Below are 15,873 nucleotides of genomic sequence, written 5' to 3'. Positions count from 1 at the left end.
GTGAGGGTGTGCCGCCGGCGGGGCTGTGCCGGCGACTCGCGTCTTCGGAGGGGGATCCGGCGCCGTGAGATGCCGGTTTCCTCGCCGTACGAGCCTAACAGTACGCTTGTCCTATGAAATACGCGGGGGCGGTTGGGCGTGCCGTGTGAGCGTGTCCGCGCGCGTCGTCGCGTACTGTGCCAGTCGAGCGAGTCGGGGAATGACGCTTTGACGCTCACCCTGCAGTGTTGGATGCCCGTCGCAACGTAGGCGACCGAGGCTCGAAAGACCGGATGGAAGATGACCGTCTTGCACACCTTCGCGCCGATGGCCGCCGAACTGCCGCCGAATACCGTGCTGAGCAGTGTCCGGTCCGATCTCGCCGACAATCACGTCGCCGCCCCCAAGGGCGTGAACCAGGAGAAGCTGGCGGCGATCGTCGCCCAGGCGCGATCCGAGGGGATCCCGCTGAGCGTCGTTGTCGTTCCAGGCAACCCCGGCCACGACTCGAGCCTACGTGACCTGGCCACCGAGGTGGGCAAAAGCACCGACGGCACGGTCGCGGTCTTCAGCGACGACTGGGTCGGCACCTACAGCGACGGCATCAGCCGGGTCCGGCTCGAGTGGGCCGAGGACGTCGCCAAGTACAAGGGGAATCACCCCGAGGAGGCCGTGCAGGCCTTCGTCGACCGGCTGGAGCAGCCGGAGGGTGTGTCCTGGAGCGTGATCACCGCGGTGTTGCTGACGCTGGCCGCGCTGGTGATCGCCGGGCTGTACTTCGTGAAGGCGCGCCGCGGTCCCGATGCCGACACGCAGGTTGCCGCGTCGGCCCGCCGCGCTGACGCGGGTTCCGTCAAGTAACTGGTTTCCCTTCAGCAACATTTCCAGACCGTCGGTCTGTTTTTTGTCGTGAAAAGCTGACCTCCGACAGGCTACTTTCGGGCTATCCGCTAATTGCATCCCCGTGTCGCTGTGGCGGTTGTTTCCCTTGTGAACTATGTGTCGTACGGTTGCGGTGATCGTGATCGTGAATGCAGTGGTACAGGGGGCATTGGTCGACTCTTGTGGTCGGTGGGTGGGCTGATGCGCCGGTGGCGTATGTCGAGTCGAGTCACTCGGAGGTGCCGTGCGCGGTGCGGGCAGGCAGGACGAACCAGGTCTATTACGGGTAGCGGTGGGATTGCTGATGACGCTGGCCGTGCTCGCGGGCGCGGGGCAGGTCGCGGCGGTGCCACCGCCGCCGCCCAATCCCTCCGACGGTGAGATCGCGGGCGCGGGCGCGCAGGTCGACGCGCGGGTGAGCGAAATCGGCGTGCTGATCAACCGGGTCGCCGCGGCCGATCAGCAGTTACAGGCCCTCGACGACGCGCTCGCCGCCAAACGCGAGGCGGTCAACCAGGCGCTGGTCGACCTGCAGACCGCCAGAGACGCCGCCGACGCGGCCGCGGCCGCGGTCACCGACTCGCAGGCACTGCTCGCCGACGCGGGCGCGCAAGTCGGCGCGGCCCGCCAGGACTTCGACCAGTTCGCCACCCAGGCCTATGTGCGGCCGGTGAACAGCTCGGTCGTCACCTACCTGGCCTCCGCCACGCCCGATGCCGCGATGGACCGCGCGCAGGTGCTGAGCATGGTCTCGAAGAATCAGCGCCAGGCGCTCGACGACCTGCGCCGCACCCAGATCGCCCAGGCCAACCAGAACGCGGCGGCCCGCCAGGCCAAGGCCGACGCCGACGGCGCCGCCGGCGCCGCCGAGCAGAAGAAGAATGCCGCCCAGACCGCGGTCACCGTCGCCAAGACCGAATTCGACACCCAGGCCGCGGCCCGCGACGCGCTGCAGCGCGACCGCGCGGCGGCCCAGTCCGCCCTCGATGTCGCCCGCGCGACGGTGTCGGGGCTGCAGAGCCAGCGCGAGGTGTTCCTGGCCTGGGACGACCAGCGCAAGGCCGAGCTGACTGCGCTGCTCGCCGCCGCCAACGCCGCGGCCGCCCGCGCCGCCGCCGACCAGGCCGCCCGCGACCGCGCCGCCAAGCTCGGCGAGGGGCAGCGCCCACACACCGAGCTCGAATCCTCTCCGGCCGCACCACGCAAGACCAAACCCAAGCCGACGAAACCGCAGGTCACCGGGTCAGCCGCGATCGAGACGGTGATCGACCGGGCGATGTCGCAACTCGGCGTCACCTACGCCTGGGGCGGCGGCGACGAGGGCGGACCCACCCTCGGCATCCGTGACGGCGGCACCGGCGACGCGCACGGCGACTACAACAAGATCGGCTTCGACTGCTCGGGCCTGATGCTCTACGCCTTCGCGGGCATCGGCGTCTCCCTGCCGCACTACAGCGGCTACCAGTACAACGCGGGCACCCGCGTCGACGTCGAGGACCGCGAACGCGGCGACATGCTGTTCTGGGGCCCGGGCGGCAGCGCGCACGTCGCGCTCTACCTGGGCAACGGGACGATGATCGAGGCGCCCGAATCCGGTGATGTGGTCAAGATTTCACCGGTCCGCGAGGATGGCATCATGCCGTATGCGGTCCGCATCGTCGCCGAATGAGGATGCGGGAAGTGAAAGAACGAGGTAAACAACTGGAGAACAGTAGATGTGACCGGGCGTTTTGCTCAGAGGTGGGTTGTCGGCGCCTCGGAAGAGGGATAGCGTCACTACCTATAACCAAGTCACGCCTCGAAACATCAAGTGTGAGTGTGTGTTTCAGAATGAGGCTATCGCGGGGCAAGACCGCTCCTCGGTCGGCGACGGTTTGTGGTTCATCGCCGAGCCTTCCTGAGTATGCGTGGCCGGATGGAGTCAGCGGCCGGGCCGGCACGCAGTTCGCGCATCCAGGATCCATGGCGGCAGTATCCGAGGGGGCGTAGTGAGACCAACCGAACCCACACAAGCAGTAGCGGAGCGCGCGAGTATCGGCTCCGAGTGCCGCGGGATTCCGATCCGGACACCCGATCTGGCTAACCGGTATCTGGTAATCCCGAACACCGCGTTGTCCGAGCCGACGGTCAGCATCGAGGTGGTGGCCGACAACTCCCTGACGCGAGAAATGCTGTGTGGGTTCTTGGGTTCCGAAGACGACTTCGTCGTCATCCGCGGGGTGTCATGGAACGAAGCCGACAGAAGGTCCGGCGCGGTGCCCCCGGATGTGATCGTGCTCGACATCGACGAAATCAGCAGTGGCGCTGTACGGATCACCCGCTCGCTGATTCGGGCATTTCCCGACGCCGCGATCGTGGTGTTGAATTCGGGCGGCCCCGGACACGTGTTGTACGACATGCTGGAGATCGGTGTTCGCTGCTTTCTTCACAAGGGGATTTCCCGCACCGAACTGGTGACTTCGATCCGGGGTGTGGCGTCGGTGGAGAACCAGATCACGGTCACCGTGCCCCGCGAATTCCTGACATGCGGCGGACCATCGAGTCGCGGAAGACTCTCTGCGCGTGAGGAACAGGTCGTTCGCCTGGTCGGCGAGGCTATGACGAATCGTCAGATCGCCAATGCCCTGTCGATCACCGAGGGAACGGTCAAACGCCATCTGCGTAGCATTTTCGACAAGCTGGGGGCGGTCTCGCGGATCGACGCGGTCAACCGGTATCGCACCCTCGAAGGCCGGCAGGACTCGGCCTGAATATCCGATGGCATCCGAAAGATGCGAAAGCGGCCGGACTGTCCGCCGATGAACGGACAGTCCGGCAATAGTGTGATGCGGCCGCCTCGGCGTCAGTGGTCGACGGCTCGTTCCACGTCGGCGATGGCCTGCTCTGCGTCGACGAACAGGACTGCGCGCCAGCCTGCCGCGCGAGCGCCTGCGCAGTTCTGTGGCAGGTCGTCCACCAGGATGCACCGATCCGGGGCAATGCCCGCCCGTTCGGCCGCCAGGTCGAAGATCTCGCGGTCGGGCTTGCGGCAACCGACCTGTGCGGAGTTGACCACGGTGTCGAACAGCTCGTCGGCGACCACCATCTTTCGCCAGTAGGGCTCCCAGGCGGGCGGCATGTTGGACAGCATGCCGACGAACGCGCCCTCGGTGCGGTACCGCAGCAGGGCGTTCACCCAGCTGGTGTTGGCCGGCCTGTCGGCGAACCACGTCTCGGCCAAACTCGGGATCGCGGCATGAATCCCCTGCTCGGCCAGTGCCGCGCGCACCAGGTCCAGCCACTCGTCCTCGGTGACCAACGGTGTGTCCAGCGGCAGCATCATGTCCTCGGTGCCAAATGTGGCGGTCACGGCCGCAATTGCCGAACGAAGCGGATCCGGTGCCAGCCCGGTCTTTTGGCAGAATGCCGCAAAAGTATCGGCGACCGGCGGTGTCAATACGCCACCGAAATCTGACCAGATCGCGACAGAAGGTCCCATGCTGAGGTCGGTCAACGGTCTCTCCACTCTGTATTCGACTATCCCGTCCAGCGGCACGATATTTCTTCACCGGGCGCCCGCGCGATACGACGAACGGGGTACCTCGCATGGTCCGGCATGCTTCCTCCGGACCCGTCCCGGAAGTGATACCCCTTGGGAGACAGGCAATTCAGCCCATTGGAAGGTGACTCGTTCACCTGTCGCGGCACGGTCTGCCGTCGGTATTGTCCGAATCGTGTCGAGGGAGGACGGTTTCGGCTGCTGCGCGATACGAATTCCCCCGAGCCGGATGGATATGGGTAGGAGCATGACGATGGAGACAACACTCCGGGCAAGAACTCTCGCGGAGGCTATTTCTCTGCGTGCTACCGAAGATACGAATCGGACTGCCTACACGTTTTTGGCCGATGGCGAAAACGAATCGCTGTCGTTGACATTCGGCGAGGTCGGGGTGCGCGCCACAGCGATCGCGTCCCGATTGGCGGCGGTGGCCGCACCGGGTGAGCGGGCACTCATCATCGCCCCGGATTCGGCCGATTTCGTGCTCGCGTTCCTGGCCTGCCAGTACGCGGGGGTGATCGCGGTGCCGGTCTACCCGCCTTTCCCGATCACCTCGCCGCGTCGGATCGACACCCTCCGTACGATCGCCGCGGACTGCGGGGCCACCGTGGTGCTCGCCGGCGCTCCGGAACAGACCCGCCAGGCCCTGCTCGCCGCGGCGCCCGAACTGGGCGCGTTGCGTTGGGTGGGTACCGACGCGACCGACGACACAGGGTTCGAACCGGTCTTCCCGACCGGAGCCGACGTGTCCTTCCTGCAGTACACCTCGGGTTCGACCTCGGCGCCGAAGGGTGTGGTCGTCACCCACGACGCGCTCATGCACAACCAGGAGCTGATGTGCCACAGCATGGGCTACCGCCCCGAATCGAGCATCGTCGGCTGGCTGCCGTTGTTCCATGACATGGGATTGATGGGGCTGATCGTGCCCGCGATCTACGCGGGCGGCAGCACTGTTCTGCTGCCGCCGTTGACCTTCGTCCAACGCCCGGAGCGCTGGCTGCGCGCGGTGACCCGATACTCGGCCACGATTACCGGCGGCCCGAACTTCGCCTTCGAGCTGTGCTGCCGTCGCATCCCCGCCGCAGAGCGCGAAGGGCTCGACCTCAGTTCGCTCGAGGTCATGTTCAATGGCGCGGAGCCGATTCGCGACGAGACATTGGCCAAGTTCGCCAGGGAGTTCGGACCCCACGGATTCGACCCGCGCAGTCATTACCCCTGCTACGGCCTGGCCGAATCGACGTTGTTCACCGCCGGTGCGGTGCGTGGGGCAGGCGCGGTGACCCTGTCGGTGGACAGGGCGCAGCTGGCGGAAGGCCGGGTCGTAGCAGGGGCGGGGCATACCTTGGTCAGCTCTGGTGTCGTCGCGTCGCATCGCGAGCTTCTGATCGTCGACCCGGAAACCCGGACCCCGGTTGCCGAGGGCGACGTCGGCGAGATCTGGATCGGCGGCCCCGATGTGGCCGCCGGGTATTGGCAGAACGCGGACGCGACGACCGAGACATTCCGCGCGGAAACGGTGTCGCCACGTCGCGGCCCCTTGCTGCGCAGTGGCGACCTCGGTGCGGTCGTCGACGGCGAACTGTATGTGGTCGGCCGCCGCAAGGACCTGATCATCGTCGGTGGGCGCAACTACTACCCGCAAGACATCGAGGCCACGGTCGAGAACGCGAGCCCGCTGGTACGACGCGGCTGCACCGCGGCGTTCGCGTCCGACCGGGCCGGCGGCGAAGAGCTGATCGTGGTCGCGGAGACGCGTGCGGACGCTACCGGCATCGACGTGGCCGCGCTGTCGGCAGCCTTGCGTGCCGCGATCACCATCGACCATTCGATCACCCCTGCCGATGTACTGCTGGTTCCGGCGGGCACAGTGCCCAAGACCTCGAGCGGAAAGCTGCAGCGCCGCGGCACTCGTGCCGCCTTCGAGGCGGGCGAGCTGGCCCTGGCACAGCAGTCGCTGACGGTCGGAGCGCAGTGATGTCGCGGGCGGATCAGATTGTCACGTGGCTGGTCGAGCGAATCGGTTCCCTGCTCGGCGTGGAGGGGGAGAGCCTGGCGGTCGACGTCCCGTTCGTCGCACTCGGATTGTCCTCGCTGCAGGCGGTGGAGCTGTCCGACGATCTCCAGCGCTGGACCGGACTGACGCTCTCGCCGACATTCGCCTACGACTATCCCAGCATCACCTCCGCCGCCGTGGCGCTCGCGGAGCAGATGGCCGTGGCGGCCCAGCCGGGCACCGGCGGACGCGGCGAAGTGCGGGGCCCCGTGCGCCGACTGCAGGAGCCGGCCGAGGCCGGTACCGAGGGCGAGCTGATCGCGATCGTCGGCATCGGCTGCCGATTCCCCGGCGCCGACGGTCCCGCACAGTTCTGGGACCTGCTGCGGCACGGAGTCGATGCGATCAGCGAGGTGCCTTCGGATCGCTGGAATGCCGACGAACTCTACGATCCCGATCCTGATGCTCCAGGCCGGATGACCACCAAGTGGGGTGGATTTCTTTCCGGCGTCGACCATTTCGACGCGGACTTCTTCGGCATCGCGGCCAGGGAGGCCGTGCGAATGGATCCCCAGCAACGCCAGCTACTCGAAGTGGCGTGGACCGCGCTCGACGACGCCGGGATCGGACCGCGCGGCCTGGCGGCGACCCCGACCGGTGTCTTCATCGGCGCATCGTCCTACGACCACGGCGTCGCGGTGCTCGCACCCGGCACCGAGGTGTCGGCCCAGGACGGTACCGGTGCGGCATTGAGTGTCATCGCCAACCGGCTGTCGTACTGCCTGAACCTGGCGGGCCCGAGCATGGTGGTCGACACTGCCTGCTCGTCATCACTGGTCGCCGTGCACCTGGCCTGCCAGTCGCTGCGGGCAGGGGAGTCGGAGCTCGCCTTGGCGGGCGGGGTCAATGTGATCGCAGGCCCACGCATCGCGCTGAGCTTCAGCAAGGGCAGGCTGATGGCTCCGGACGGCCGGTGCAAGCCGTTCGACGAGAGCGCCGACGGCTACGTCCGCAGTGAGGGGGCGGGCGTTGTCGTCCTCAAGAGACTGGACAAGGCACTCGCTGACGGGGACCGGGTCTATGCCGTGATCCGTGGCAGCGCGGTCAATCAGGACGGGCGGACCAACGGTCTGATAGCGCCGAGCCGCCCCGCGCAAGAACGTGTGTTGCGCGCGGCCTATCACAGCGCCGGCGTCGACCCCGCTTCCGTCACCTATGCGGAGGCACACGGTACCGGCACAGCTGTCGGCGACCCGATCGAGGTCGGGGCGCTTGCCACGGTGCTCGGTGCGGGCCGTGACCCGGCCACGCCATTGCGAATCGGTTCGGCGAAATCGAATCTCGGACATCTCGAGGCCGCCGCCGGCATCGCCGGATTGATCAAAACCGCGCTGTCGCTGCATCATCGGCAATTGGTGCCGACGCTGCACTTTCAGCGGCCGAATCCGAGAATGGGCCTGGATACCGTCCCCGTGGTCGTCCAGACCCAGGTCGAGTCGCTGCCTGTCGACACTGCGGGCAGTGCTGTCGCGGGAACCAGTTCGTTCGGCTTCGGCGGCACCAACGCCCATGTGGTGCTGTCCACCGCGCCGACGGCCGAACCGCGGTCGGCACAGCGAACCACCGAATACCTGCTCTTCCCGGTGTCGGCGCAGACGGAAGCGGGCCTGCGCCGCCGTGCTCGGGGCTGGGCTGCTGTCGCCCGACGAGACGGGCACGACCCGGGATGGCTGGCGCGCGCCGCTGCGACCGCTGCCCGGCGAGCCGATCACGACACGCATCGGGCCGCGGTGATCGTGCGCGATGTCGACGACCTGGTCGAAAGCATGACCGCTATCGCCGAAGGCGAACGGGCTCGCGGCATCTGCGGACCACGGCCGCGGGCGACAGGCCAACGCCAGGTGGGGCTGATCTTCCCCGGGCAGGGTTCGCAGTGGGACGGGATGGGGCGCGGGCTGGCGAAGAGCATTCCGGCGTTTCGCGAGGCGATCGAACGCGCCGACACCGAACTGTCGGCCTGGCTGGGTGAATCACTGTGGTCGGCCGATACCGGACTCGTCGCGCACGGCACCGCGCAGGTGCCGCCCGCGCTGTTCGCGATGCAGGTGGCGTTGGCGCAGACCTGGCGAGCTTTCGGCGTAGAGCCCGCCGCTGTGTGCGGGCACAGTATGGGTGAGATCGCCGCTGCCCACGTCAGTGGTGCCCTCTCGCTCGCCGATGCCGCGCGCGTCGTCTCGGTACGGAGCAGGCTGCTCACCGAGATCTCCGGCCACGGCGGACTCGCGCTCGTCGAACTCGATGCGGCGCAACTGGAAACGGTGCTCGCCGAGCACCTCGACACAGTGTCGGTGGCAGCGGTGAACGGACCTCGCGCGACGGTGCTCTCCGGTCCTCCGCAGGCGTTGGACGGGATTGTCCGGCAGCTGGAGGCCGACGGCGTGTTCGCCCGGCGCATCGCGGTCGACTTCGCCGCCCACAGTCCGGCGGTGGAGCCGTTGCGGCCGCGCTTGCGCGCCGGCATCGAGGGCATCACCGCGCAGCGTCCCGCGCTGCCGTGGTATTCGACGGTCACCGGTGCCGTGTCCGCGGACACGCTCGCCGATGGCGACTACTGGTCGCGCAATCTGCGCGAGACGGTGCTGTTCGATACCGCGGTCGGCCGGATGCTGTCCGAAGGGCACGACACGTTCGTAGAGATCGCACCGCACCCGGTGCTTTCCCGGTCACTCGGTGAGATCGCCGAGGCCACCTCGGCGACAGCGGATGTGGTGGTGGTGTCGTCGACACGTCGTGACGAGGACGAGGTATTCGCGTTCCTGCACGCGCTGGGCGAGATCTACGTATCCGGCGTGAGCCTGGATTGGGAGGCGATTCACCCGGACGCCGACGCGGTAGCGGTCCCGTCACAGGGCTGGAACCATCAGCGTTTCCCGCTGATCCGGGCTCTCGGGCCCGGCGAAGGTGCCGGAGCCGGTGCGGCTTCGAGCCGGCTGATCGGCGCGCGGGTCTCCGTCGGCACCCACCCCGAACTCGGCGTGTGGCCGATCGAGCTCGACGCCGCACCCGAGATCGCCGATCACGTCGTCGATGGTGTGGTTGTGGTGCCGGGTACCTACTGGCTCGCCGCGGCGGCTGGTGCCGGCGCCGGGCGGACTGCCGTCGACGCGTCGCCGACGGTCGTGCTCAGCAACGTCAGTTTCGACGCGCCGCTCGTCCGCGCGGGCGAACAGGTTCCGGTGCAGCTCGTGATCGAATCCGCAGGTGGGCGTTCGGAATTCGCGATCATTTCCGACCCGGCAGGCACCCGGCTGACGCACGCGCGCGGCTGGCTCGATGCCGCGCCGGGCCGGCTCGCGGAGCGCCGGGTTCCCGCGCTCGACGACCTGCTCGCTCGGTGCGCCGAGCCCGTCTCGATCGCGCAGTTCTACGCCGATCTCGCTGCGGCGGGCCTCCACTACGGCCCGGCGTTTCGCTCCATGACGCTGCTGCAGCGCGGCGACGGCGAAGCGATCGGCAAGTTCAGCGCGGCCCTCGGGCCTGGCAGGCACACCGGGATACACCCCGCGCTGCTCGACGCCTGCCTGCACACCATCGCGGCGGCCGCGGGCCGGCAGCTGGAGCCGGGCACATTGCCGTTGCCCTCCGGCGCGACCCGCGTACAGTTCTCGGCTACCAGCGAGCCGATCACCGAGGTCTGGTGCCACGCGCGGATAGTCGAGTACGGCGATCGTGACCTGACCGCGGACCTGGTGGTACTCACCGGCGACGGGACGCCGATCTGGTCGGCGATGGACTTTCAGGTCACCAAGAGCAGCGCCCCGGCTGTCGACCGTGGCAGGTTGTATCGGCTGTCCTGGACAGCACACGAATCGGCGCCTGCGCCGATCGAGCCTGGCCGCTGGCTTGTCCTCGGCACCGATACCGCGCCGCTGCGCGCATTATCGGCGCGGTTGAGCGGCCGTGGCGACAGCTGCGTGCTCGGAAACGCCGACAGCGCGGCCGAACTGGATGCGCTGCTGGCGCAAGAAGACGACCTCGTCGGCATCGTCGACGCCCGTGGCTTCGCCGACCCGGGTGACCCTGATGCGGTCGTCTCGGCAGGCCGTGCCGCGGCGGCGATCAGCCTGGCACGCTCGATGACCGAGCGTTTCACCCAGGACGGCCGCACCCCTCGACTGTGGCTGTTGACCGCGCACACGCAACAGGATCCACGAGTCGGCGGACTTTCCACGGCGGCCCTGTGGGGTGTCGCGCGGGTGATCGCCACCGAGCATCCCGAATTGGGTTGTGGTGTTGTCGATCTCCCGGCCGCGCCGAGTGCGTCCGAACTGGACCGGCTGGTCGCTGTCTTGCGTCATCCGCAGCCGCTGGGGCAATGGGCGATCGGCGCGACCGCGGCGGTTCCCCGCCTGCTGCCCGCGCCGCGCGCTCGCTCGACCCCGGCTTTCGACGCCGGACTCGGTTATCTCGTCACGGGTGGACTCGGTGGACTCGGCTTGCGGCTGGCGCAGTGGCTGAGCTCGCAGGGGGTACGCAGGCTGGTGTTGCTCGGCCGGTCGGCCCCGACCCCCTACGCGGCGCTGGTGATCGAGGAACTGCGGGCGCGTGGCACCCATGTCGAGGTGGCGGCGGTGGACCTCGCCGATGCCGACGCCCTCGAAGCGGTGGTCGCGAGTGCGAGCCCCCTCGGCGGAGTCTTCCACCTGGCGGGCGTGCTCGAGGACGGTGTGATCGGCGAATTCGAGAACGCGCAGCTGGACCGCGCGTTCGCCGGAAAGGCCAGGGGCGCGTGGAATCTGCACCGCGCGACGCTGGCTCAGCCGCTCGAGCACTTCGTGCTGTTCTCCTCGCTGGCGGGGATGTTCGGCTCACCGGGTCAGGCCGCCTATGCGGCGGCCAACACCTATCTGGACGCGCTGGCTTCAGCGCGGGTCGCCGATGGCCTCCCGGCTGTCAGCATCGCCTGGGGTCCGTGGGCCGAGATCGGCCTCGCCGCCGCCGTCGGGAGTGATCGACGACTCGCGGCCCTCGGCGTTCCCGCGCTCGCCCCCGACGACGCCTTGGCTCTGCTGGCGGCAGCCTTGACGGATCCCGCGCCGGTACTGGCCGCCGCCGCCTTCGATCTGACGGCGCTGGCGGGTCCGAACACCCCGCCCTCGGCGCGGGAACTACTCACCGATCTCCTGGCAGGGGTTTCGGCAACCGGTGCCGATGCCGGAGCCGCCCCCGACCTGTCCGGAATCGATGATCCGGTCGAGCGGGCCGAACTGGTCCGCCAGTTCGTGCTCGGCCAAGTCGCCACCATCGTCGGGACGACCGGCTCGATCGACCCGACGGTGCCGTTCCGCGACCTCGGCTTCGATTCGCTGATGGCGGTCGATCTGCGGAACCGGCTGGAAGCCGGTCTGGGGCAACCGATGTCGGCCAGCATGATCTTCGCCTATCCGACCGTCGACCAACTCGTCGGCGAACTGATCGAGCGGATGTCGCCATCGCGGCCGACGACTCCGATCGCGGAGGAGCTCGATGCCGTGCTCGCCCAGGCCACCGACGACGAACTCGCCGACCTGCTGTCGGCCGAACTGGACCTCAACTCTGAGGGGGAATCCCGATGACTACCACGACGTCCGGCGCCCATCGCGAGATATTGCAGCAGTCGCTGCAGGAGATCCGACGACTCCGAGCACAACTGGCGGCGCACTCCGCACCGGCGGCGGTCCTCGGCGCGGCAGTGCGAATGCCCTCCGGCATCGAAGACCTGCACAGTTACTGGTCGGCGCTGCGTGACGGCGTAGACGCGGTCACCGAGCTGCCCGGCGGGACCGACGGGCGCCGCGGGCCCGGGGCGGGCGTCGACCCGAACGGCCGTTACGGCGGCCTGCTCAGCACGGTCGACAGCTTCGATGCCGAGTTCTTCGGCATCTCGCCCGCCGAGGCCGAACGGATGGACCCGCAGCAGCGGCTGGTGCTCGAAGTCGCCTGGGAAGCCATCGAAGACGCCGGTCTCACGCTCGACACGCTGCGCACCGCGACAACCGGGGTGTTCATCGGCGTGTACGGCTCCGACTACCTCATGATGCAGGTCGCCGACAGCTCCGGCGTCAATGCCTATACCGCACCGGGCGGGGTCCACAGCATCGTCGCCAACCGGCTGTCGTATGTGCTGGACCTGAGCGGTCCCAGCATGGCTGTCGACACCGCGTGCTCTTCCTCACTGATGGCTCTGCACCTGGCGGTGCGGGCGCTCCGCGACGGTGACTGCGATATCGCTCTGGTAGGCGGGGTGAACACGATCTTGTCGCCGGTGTCGACGACGGTGACCGAGAAGGTGCTGCCGCTGGCACCGGGTGGACGGTGCCGGGCTTTCGACGCGTCGGCGGAGGGGATTGTGCGCGCCGAAGGGTGCGGCATGGTGGTACTCACCAGGGAGTCGTTCGCCGTGGCCGGCGCACAACGACCGCGGGCGGTCATCCGCGGGAGCGCGGTCAACCACGATGGCCGGACCAATGGACTCACCGCACCGAGCCCACGTGCGCAGACCGACCTGCTGCGCCGCGCGCTGCGCGACGCGAACGCCGAACCCGACGACGTGGTCTACATCGAATCGCATGGCACCGGAACACCGTTGGGCGATCCGATCGAATTCGACGCGATCCGCACTGTCTACGGTGCGGGGTCGGACCCGTGCCCGGTGGGCGCGGTGAAGACGAATTTCGGCCATCAGGAGGCGGCCGCCGGCATCGCGGGCCTCATCAAGGCGATCCTGGTCCTGGAGCACGACGAAGCCCCGGCGAACTTGCATCTGGAGCGGGTGAATCCGGAGATCGATCTGACCGGAACCAGGCTGCTGCTGCCACAGGCGCCGACGCCCTTGGCCGATCGCACGGGCCCGAAGCTGGCGGCTGTCAGCTCCTTCGGCTTCGGTGGTGCGAATGTGCACACCATCGTGGAGTCGCGCCCACGGACCCCGGCCGAGACCGAAACCGGGAACCCGAGCTCCGCGCGTGGCGACCAGGGCACACTGATCCTGCCGATCTCGGCGCGGAGCGCGCCCGCGGCTCGGGCACTCGCCGCCCGCTACGCCGAACAGCTCGCCGAGGCCGATTTCGCCACGGCCGTCGAGATCTGCGCGGCGGCGGCCACCAGACGGTCCCACCTGCCGGTACGGCTGTGCCTGACCGGGGCAACTACCGAGGAACTGGCCCAGCGCGCCGGGTCGGCGACAGTGATCAGCAGGCCGAAAGCCTCACCTCGGCAGCGGACGCTGTTCGTGTTCAGCGGCCAGGGCTCGCAGTGGGCCGAGATGGGCAGGGCGCTCTACGCCGAACCGGTCGCCGCTGCGGAACTCGACGCGTGTGAAGTCGTCGTGGCCGAGCGGGCAGGCTGGTCGTTGCGGGCCGAACTGCTGGCCGACCCGGCCGACAGCCGGCTCGAGCGCACCGATATCGCCCAAATCTGCATCGCCGCAGTCGAATTCGCGCTGACGGCCCTGTGGCGTTCGTGGGGAGTGACACCCGCCGCGGTGGTGGGGCACAGCATGGGTGAGGTCGTGGCCGCCGCGGTCGCCGGAATGCTCACCAGGGAACAGGCTTTCGATATTCTGGTCCGCCGCGCGGTACTCACCGAGAAGTACGCGCGCGGTGGCGCGATGTGTGCCGTCGCGCTACCTGCCGATGAGGTCGCGGCGCTGCTCGACCCGGACTCCGGAGTCGGTATCGCGGCGGTCAACGGGCCGCGGTCGACGGTGATCACCGGTCCGGCCGACGCCGTCGACGCGGTGGCCGCCGCCGCGTCGGCCAGTGCGGCCATGGTCAGAAGGCTGCCGGTCGACTACGCCTTCCACAGCACACTGCTCGCCCCCTGCGCCGAGGAGTTCGCCGAGCAGGTCGCCGCGATCACGGCGAGCACCCCCACAATCCCCGTGTACTCCACGGTGACCGGGCAGCGGGTCAGCGCCGACCAGCTGTCCGGGCAGCATTGGGCACGCAATCTCGTCGACACGGTGCTGTTCGCGCCCGCGGTGACGGCCGCACTGCGCGCCGATTCCACGCTCACGACAGTGCTCGAGGTGGGCCCGCATCCGGTGCTGATCCGCGACCTCGCCGTGGTGGCGGCCGATGTCGGCCGTTCCCCGGCCCTGGTCGCGAGCCTGCGGCGGGAGCGCTCCGCCGCGGACTCGCTGCATCGAAGCCTCGCCGAGCTCTACGTCGACGGCCACGACATCACGTGGCACGCGGTGGTCGACCCGCCTGGCGCTCGGGTCGACCTGCCGCACTATCCCTGGGTGCGCAGGAGATATTGGCTGCCGGAACATATCGGCAAGATCGCGCATACACATCCCGTCGACGGCAAGACCGATGCGCGCGAGTCGAGCGCACCTGCCCCGCTCGGTCGCGACGCACACGCTGACCGGCCCGCGCAGCTGCAGGCCCTCACCGAATTCGTCCGGGAACGCATCGCGCGTGCGCTGCAACGTCCGATGACCGAGATCGACGAGTCGACCCCGATCCGGGAGTTCGGGCTCGAATCCTTGGTCGTCGTCGAGATGAAGAACGAGCTCGAGGCTGAATCGGGCATTCTCGTCCCACTGCACAAGTTGCTCGAAGTGCTCGATGATGGGTCGGCGCGTGATCTGGCCGCCGTCATCGTCGGCGCGGACCCGGATCGACCTGGCGAGAACAGCGCCGTGCAGAGCGGGCAGTCATGAGTACGCCCACGCTCGCCACTCTGCGGGCGAACCACAACGGCGTCCTGACCTGCCCACGTCCACAGCCCGGCCCGGCGGTCCGGCTGGTCTGCTTCGCCCATTCGGGTGGCAATCCGCGGATGTACCAGAACTGGGTCGACAAGCTGGCGCCGGAGATCGAACTGTGGTGGGTGACCCTGCCCGGCCGTGGGCAGCGGTGGCGGGAGCGCCACGCCGACAGGTGGGAGCCGCTGATCGATGACATCACCGCCGCGCTGGTCGCGCATGTGCCGTGGCCGATGGCATTGTTCGGGCACAGCCTCGGCGGACTGATCGCCTTCGACGTCGCGCGGCGGCTGACCGAGGAGCAGGCGCCGCCGAACCACCTGTTCGTCTCCGCCCGCGCCCATCCGCGCCGCGAGTTCGCGTTGGACCTTCCCGAGGACGATATCGACCTGCTGCGCTTGGTCGACACCGTCTACGCGGGCGTGCCGGCGCAAATCCTGGAATCACCGGAGCTGGCCAGGCATTTCGCGCCGACTCTGCGCGCCGATCTCGCGCTCGGCGCCGACTACCGATACCGGCCGGGACGGCTGACTACGCCGATCACCGCGCTCGGCGGCGTCGACGATCCGATGACCCCGGTCGAGGAACTCGATGCCTGGCGCGACTGCACCACCGCGGCCACTCGGTGGCGCCAGTTCCCCGGCGGCCACTTCTACCTCGAACAGTCCGAGGCCGGTGTCCTCCGGACGATCCGCCGCACTCTTCTCAGATCAACAGGCAAGGAATAGA

8 protein-coding genes are annotated in these 15,873 nt (G+C 68.5%); 7 read left to right on the top strand and 1 reads right to left on the bottom strand.

Going from position 1 to position 15,873, the window contains the following annotated elements:
- Positions 1-279 precede the first annotated feature (279 nt).
- The 3 genes from ACFWF2_RS10425 to ACFWF2_RS10415 all read left to right on the top strand — a co-directional run bounded on the left by ACFWF2_RS10425 (position 280) and on the right by ACFWF2_RS10415 (position 3,611).
- The gene (locus ACFWF2_RS10425; RefSeq protein ID WP_379306656.1) at positions 280-840 is read left to right on the top strand and encodes a DUF6676 family protein; all 561 of its coding nucleotides are present in this window, start codon (positions 280-282) and stop codon (positions 838-840) included.
- 325 nt (positions 841-1,165) lie between these two features.
- Positions 1,166-2,530 (top strand): NlpC/P60 family protein, encoded by a 1,365-nt coding sequence (locus ACFWF2_RS10420; protein WP_379306654.1) that lies wholly within the window; start codon positions 1,166-1,168, stop codon positions 2,528-2,530.
- A gap of 319 nt (positions 2,531-2,849) precedes the next feature.
- Complete coding sequence (locus tag ACFWF2_RS10415; protein WP_379306652.1) at positions 2,850-3,611, top strand: LuxR C-terminal-related transcriptional regulator; 762 nt, start codon at positions 2,850-2,852, stop codon at positions 3,609-3,611.
- A 92-nt stretch (positions 3,612-3,703) separates the two neighbouring features.
- Here the strand turns inward: ACFWF2_RS10415 and ACFWF2_RS10410 are convergent, their stop codons facing one another.
- Complete coding sequence (locus tag ACFWF2_RS10410; RefSeq protein WP_379306650.1) at positions 3,704-4,339, bottom strand: HAD-IA family hydrolase; 636 nt, start codon at positions 4,337-4,339, stop codon at positions 3,704-3,706.
- Here ACFWF2_RS10410 and ACFWF2_RS10405 point away from each other — a divergent pair.
- From ACFWF2_RS10405 to ACFWF2_RS10390, 4 genes are read left to right on the top strand one after another with little or no spacing between them, the layout of a single operon-like run.
- On the top strand, positions 4,338-6,374 hold the full coding sequence (locus ACFWF2_RS10405; protein WP_379306648.1) for a fatty acyl-AMP ligase: 2,037 nt from the start codon (positions 4,338-4,340) through the stop codon (positions 6,372-6,374). The genes ACFWF2_RS10410 and ACFWF2_RS10405 overlap by 2 nt on opposite strands.
- Positions 6,374-12,007, top strand: a complete 5,634-nt coding sequence (locus ACFWF2_RS10400) for an SDR family NAD(P)-dependent oxidoreductase (RefSeq protein WP_379306646.1) — start codon at positions 6,374-6,376, stop codon at positions 12,005-12,007. The genes ACFWF2_RS10405 and ACFWF2_RS10400 overlap by 1 nt, the downstream gene beginning before the upstream one ends.
- Positions 12,004-15,099, top strand: a complete 3,096-nt coding sequence (locus tag ACFWF2_RS10395) for a type I polyketide synthase (protein ID WP_379306644.1) — start codon at positions 12,004-12,006, stop codon at positions 15,097-15,099. The genes ACFWF2_RS10400 and ACFWF2_RS10395 overlap by 4 nt, the downstream gene beginning before the upstream one ends.
- Positions 15,096-15,872, top strand: coding sequence for a thioesterase II family protein (locus ACFWF2_RS10390; protein WP_379306642.1), 777 nt, complete (start codon positions 15,096-15,098; stop codon positions 15,870-15,872). The genes ACFWF2_RS10395 and ACFWF2_RS10390 overlap by 4 nt, the downstream gene beginning before the upstream one ends.
- Position 15,873 lies beyond the last annotated feature (1 nt).

Source organism: Nocardia sp. NPDC060259 (assembly GCF_042728775.1).
Lineage (GTDB): Bacteria > Actinomycetota > Actinomycetes > Mycobacteriales > Mycobacteriaceae > Nocardia.
Note: the sequence above shows the minus strand (reverse complement) of the source record. Positions and strands in the feature narration are given on the sequence as shown.

What these genes read in the sequence shown, in the direction of transcription:
- ACFWF2_RS10390 (WP_379306642.1), top strand. Translation starts at nt 15,096, where the DNA reads ATGAGTACGCCCACGCTCGCCACTCTGCGGGCGAACCACAACGGCGTC.
- ACFWF2_RS10395 (WP_379306644.1), top strand. Translation starts at nt 12,004, where the DNA reads ATGACTACCACGACGTCCGGCGCCCATCGCGAGATATTGCAGCAGTCG.
- ACFWF2_RS10405 (WP_379306648.1), top strand. Translation starts at nt 4,338, where the DNA reads ATGCTGAGGTCGGTCAACGGTCTCTCCACTCTGTATTCGACTATCCCG.
- ACFWF2_RS10425 (WP_379306656.1), top strand. Translation starts at nt 280, where the DNA reads ATGACCGTCTTGCACACCTTCGCGCCGATGGCCGCCGAACTGCCGCCG.
- ACFWF2_RS10410 (WP_379306650.1), bottom strand. Translation starts at nt 4,339, where the DNA reads ATGGGACCTTCTGTCGCGATCTGGTCAGATTTCGGTGGCGTATTGACA.
- ACFWF2_RS10420 (WP_379306654.1), top strand. Translation starts at nt 1,166, where the DNA reads ATGACGCTGGCCGTGCTCGCGGGCGCGGGGCAGGTCGCGGCGGTGCCA.
- ACFWF2_RS10400 (WP_379306646.1), top strand. Translation starts at nt 6,374, where the DNA reads ATGTCGCGGGCGGATCAGATTGTCACGTGGCTGGTCGAGCGAATCGGT.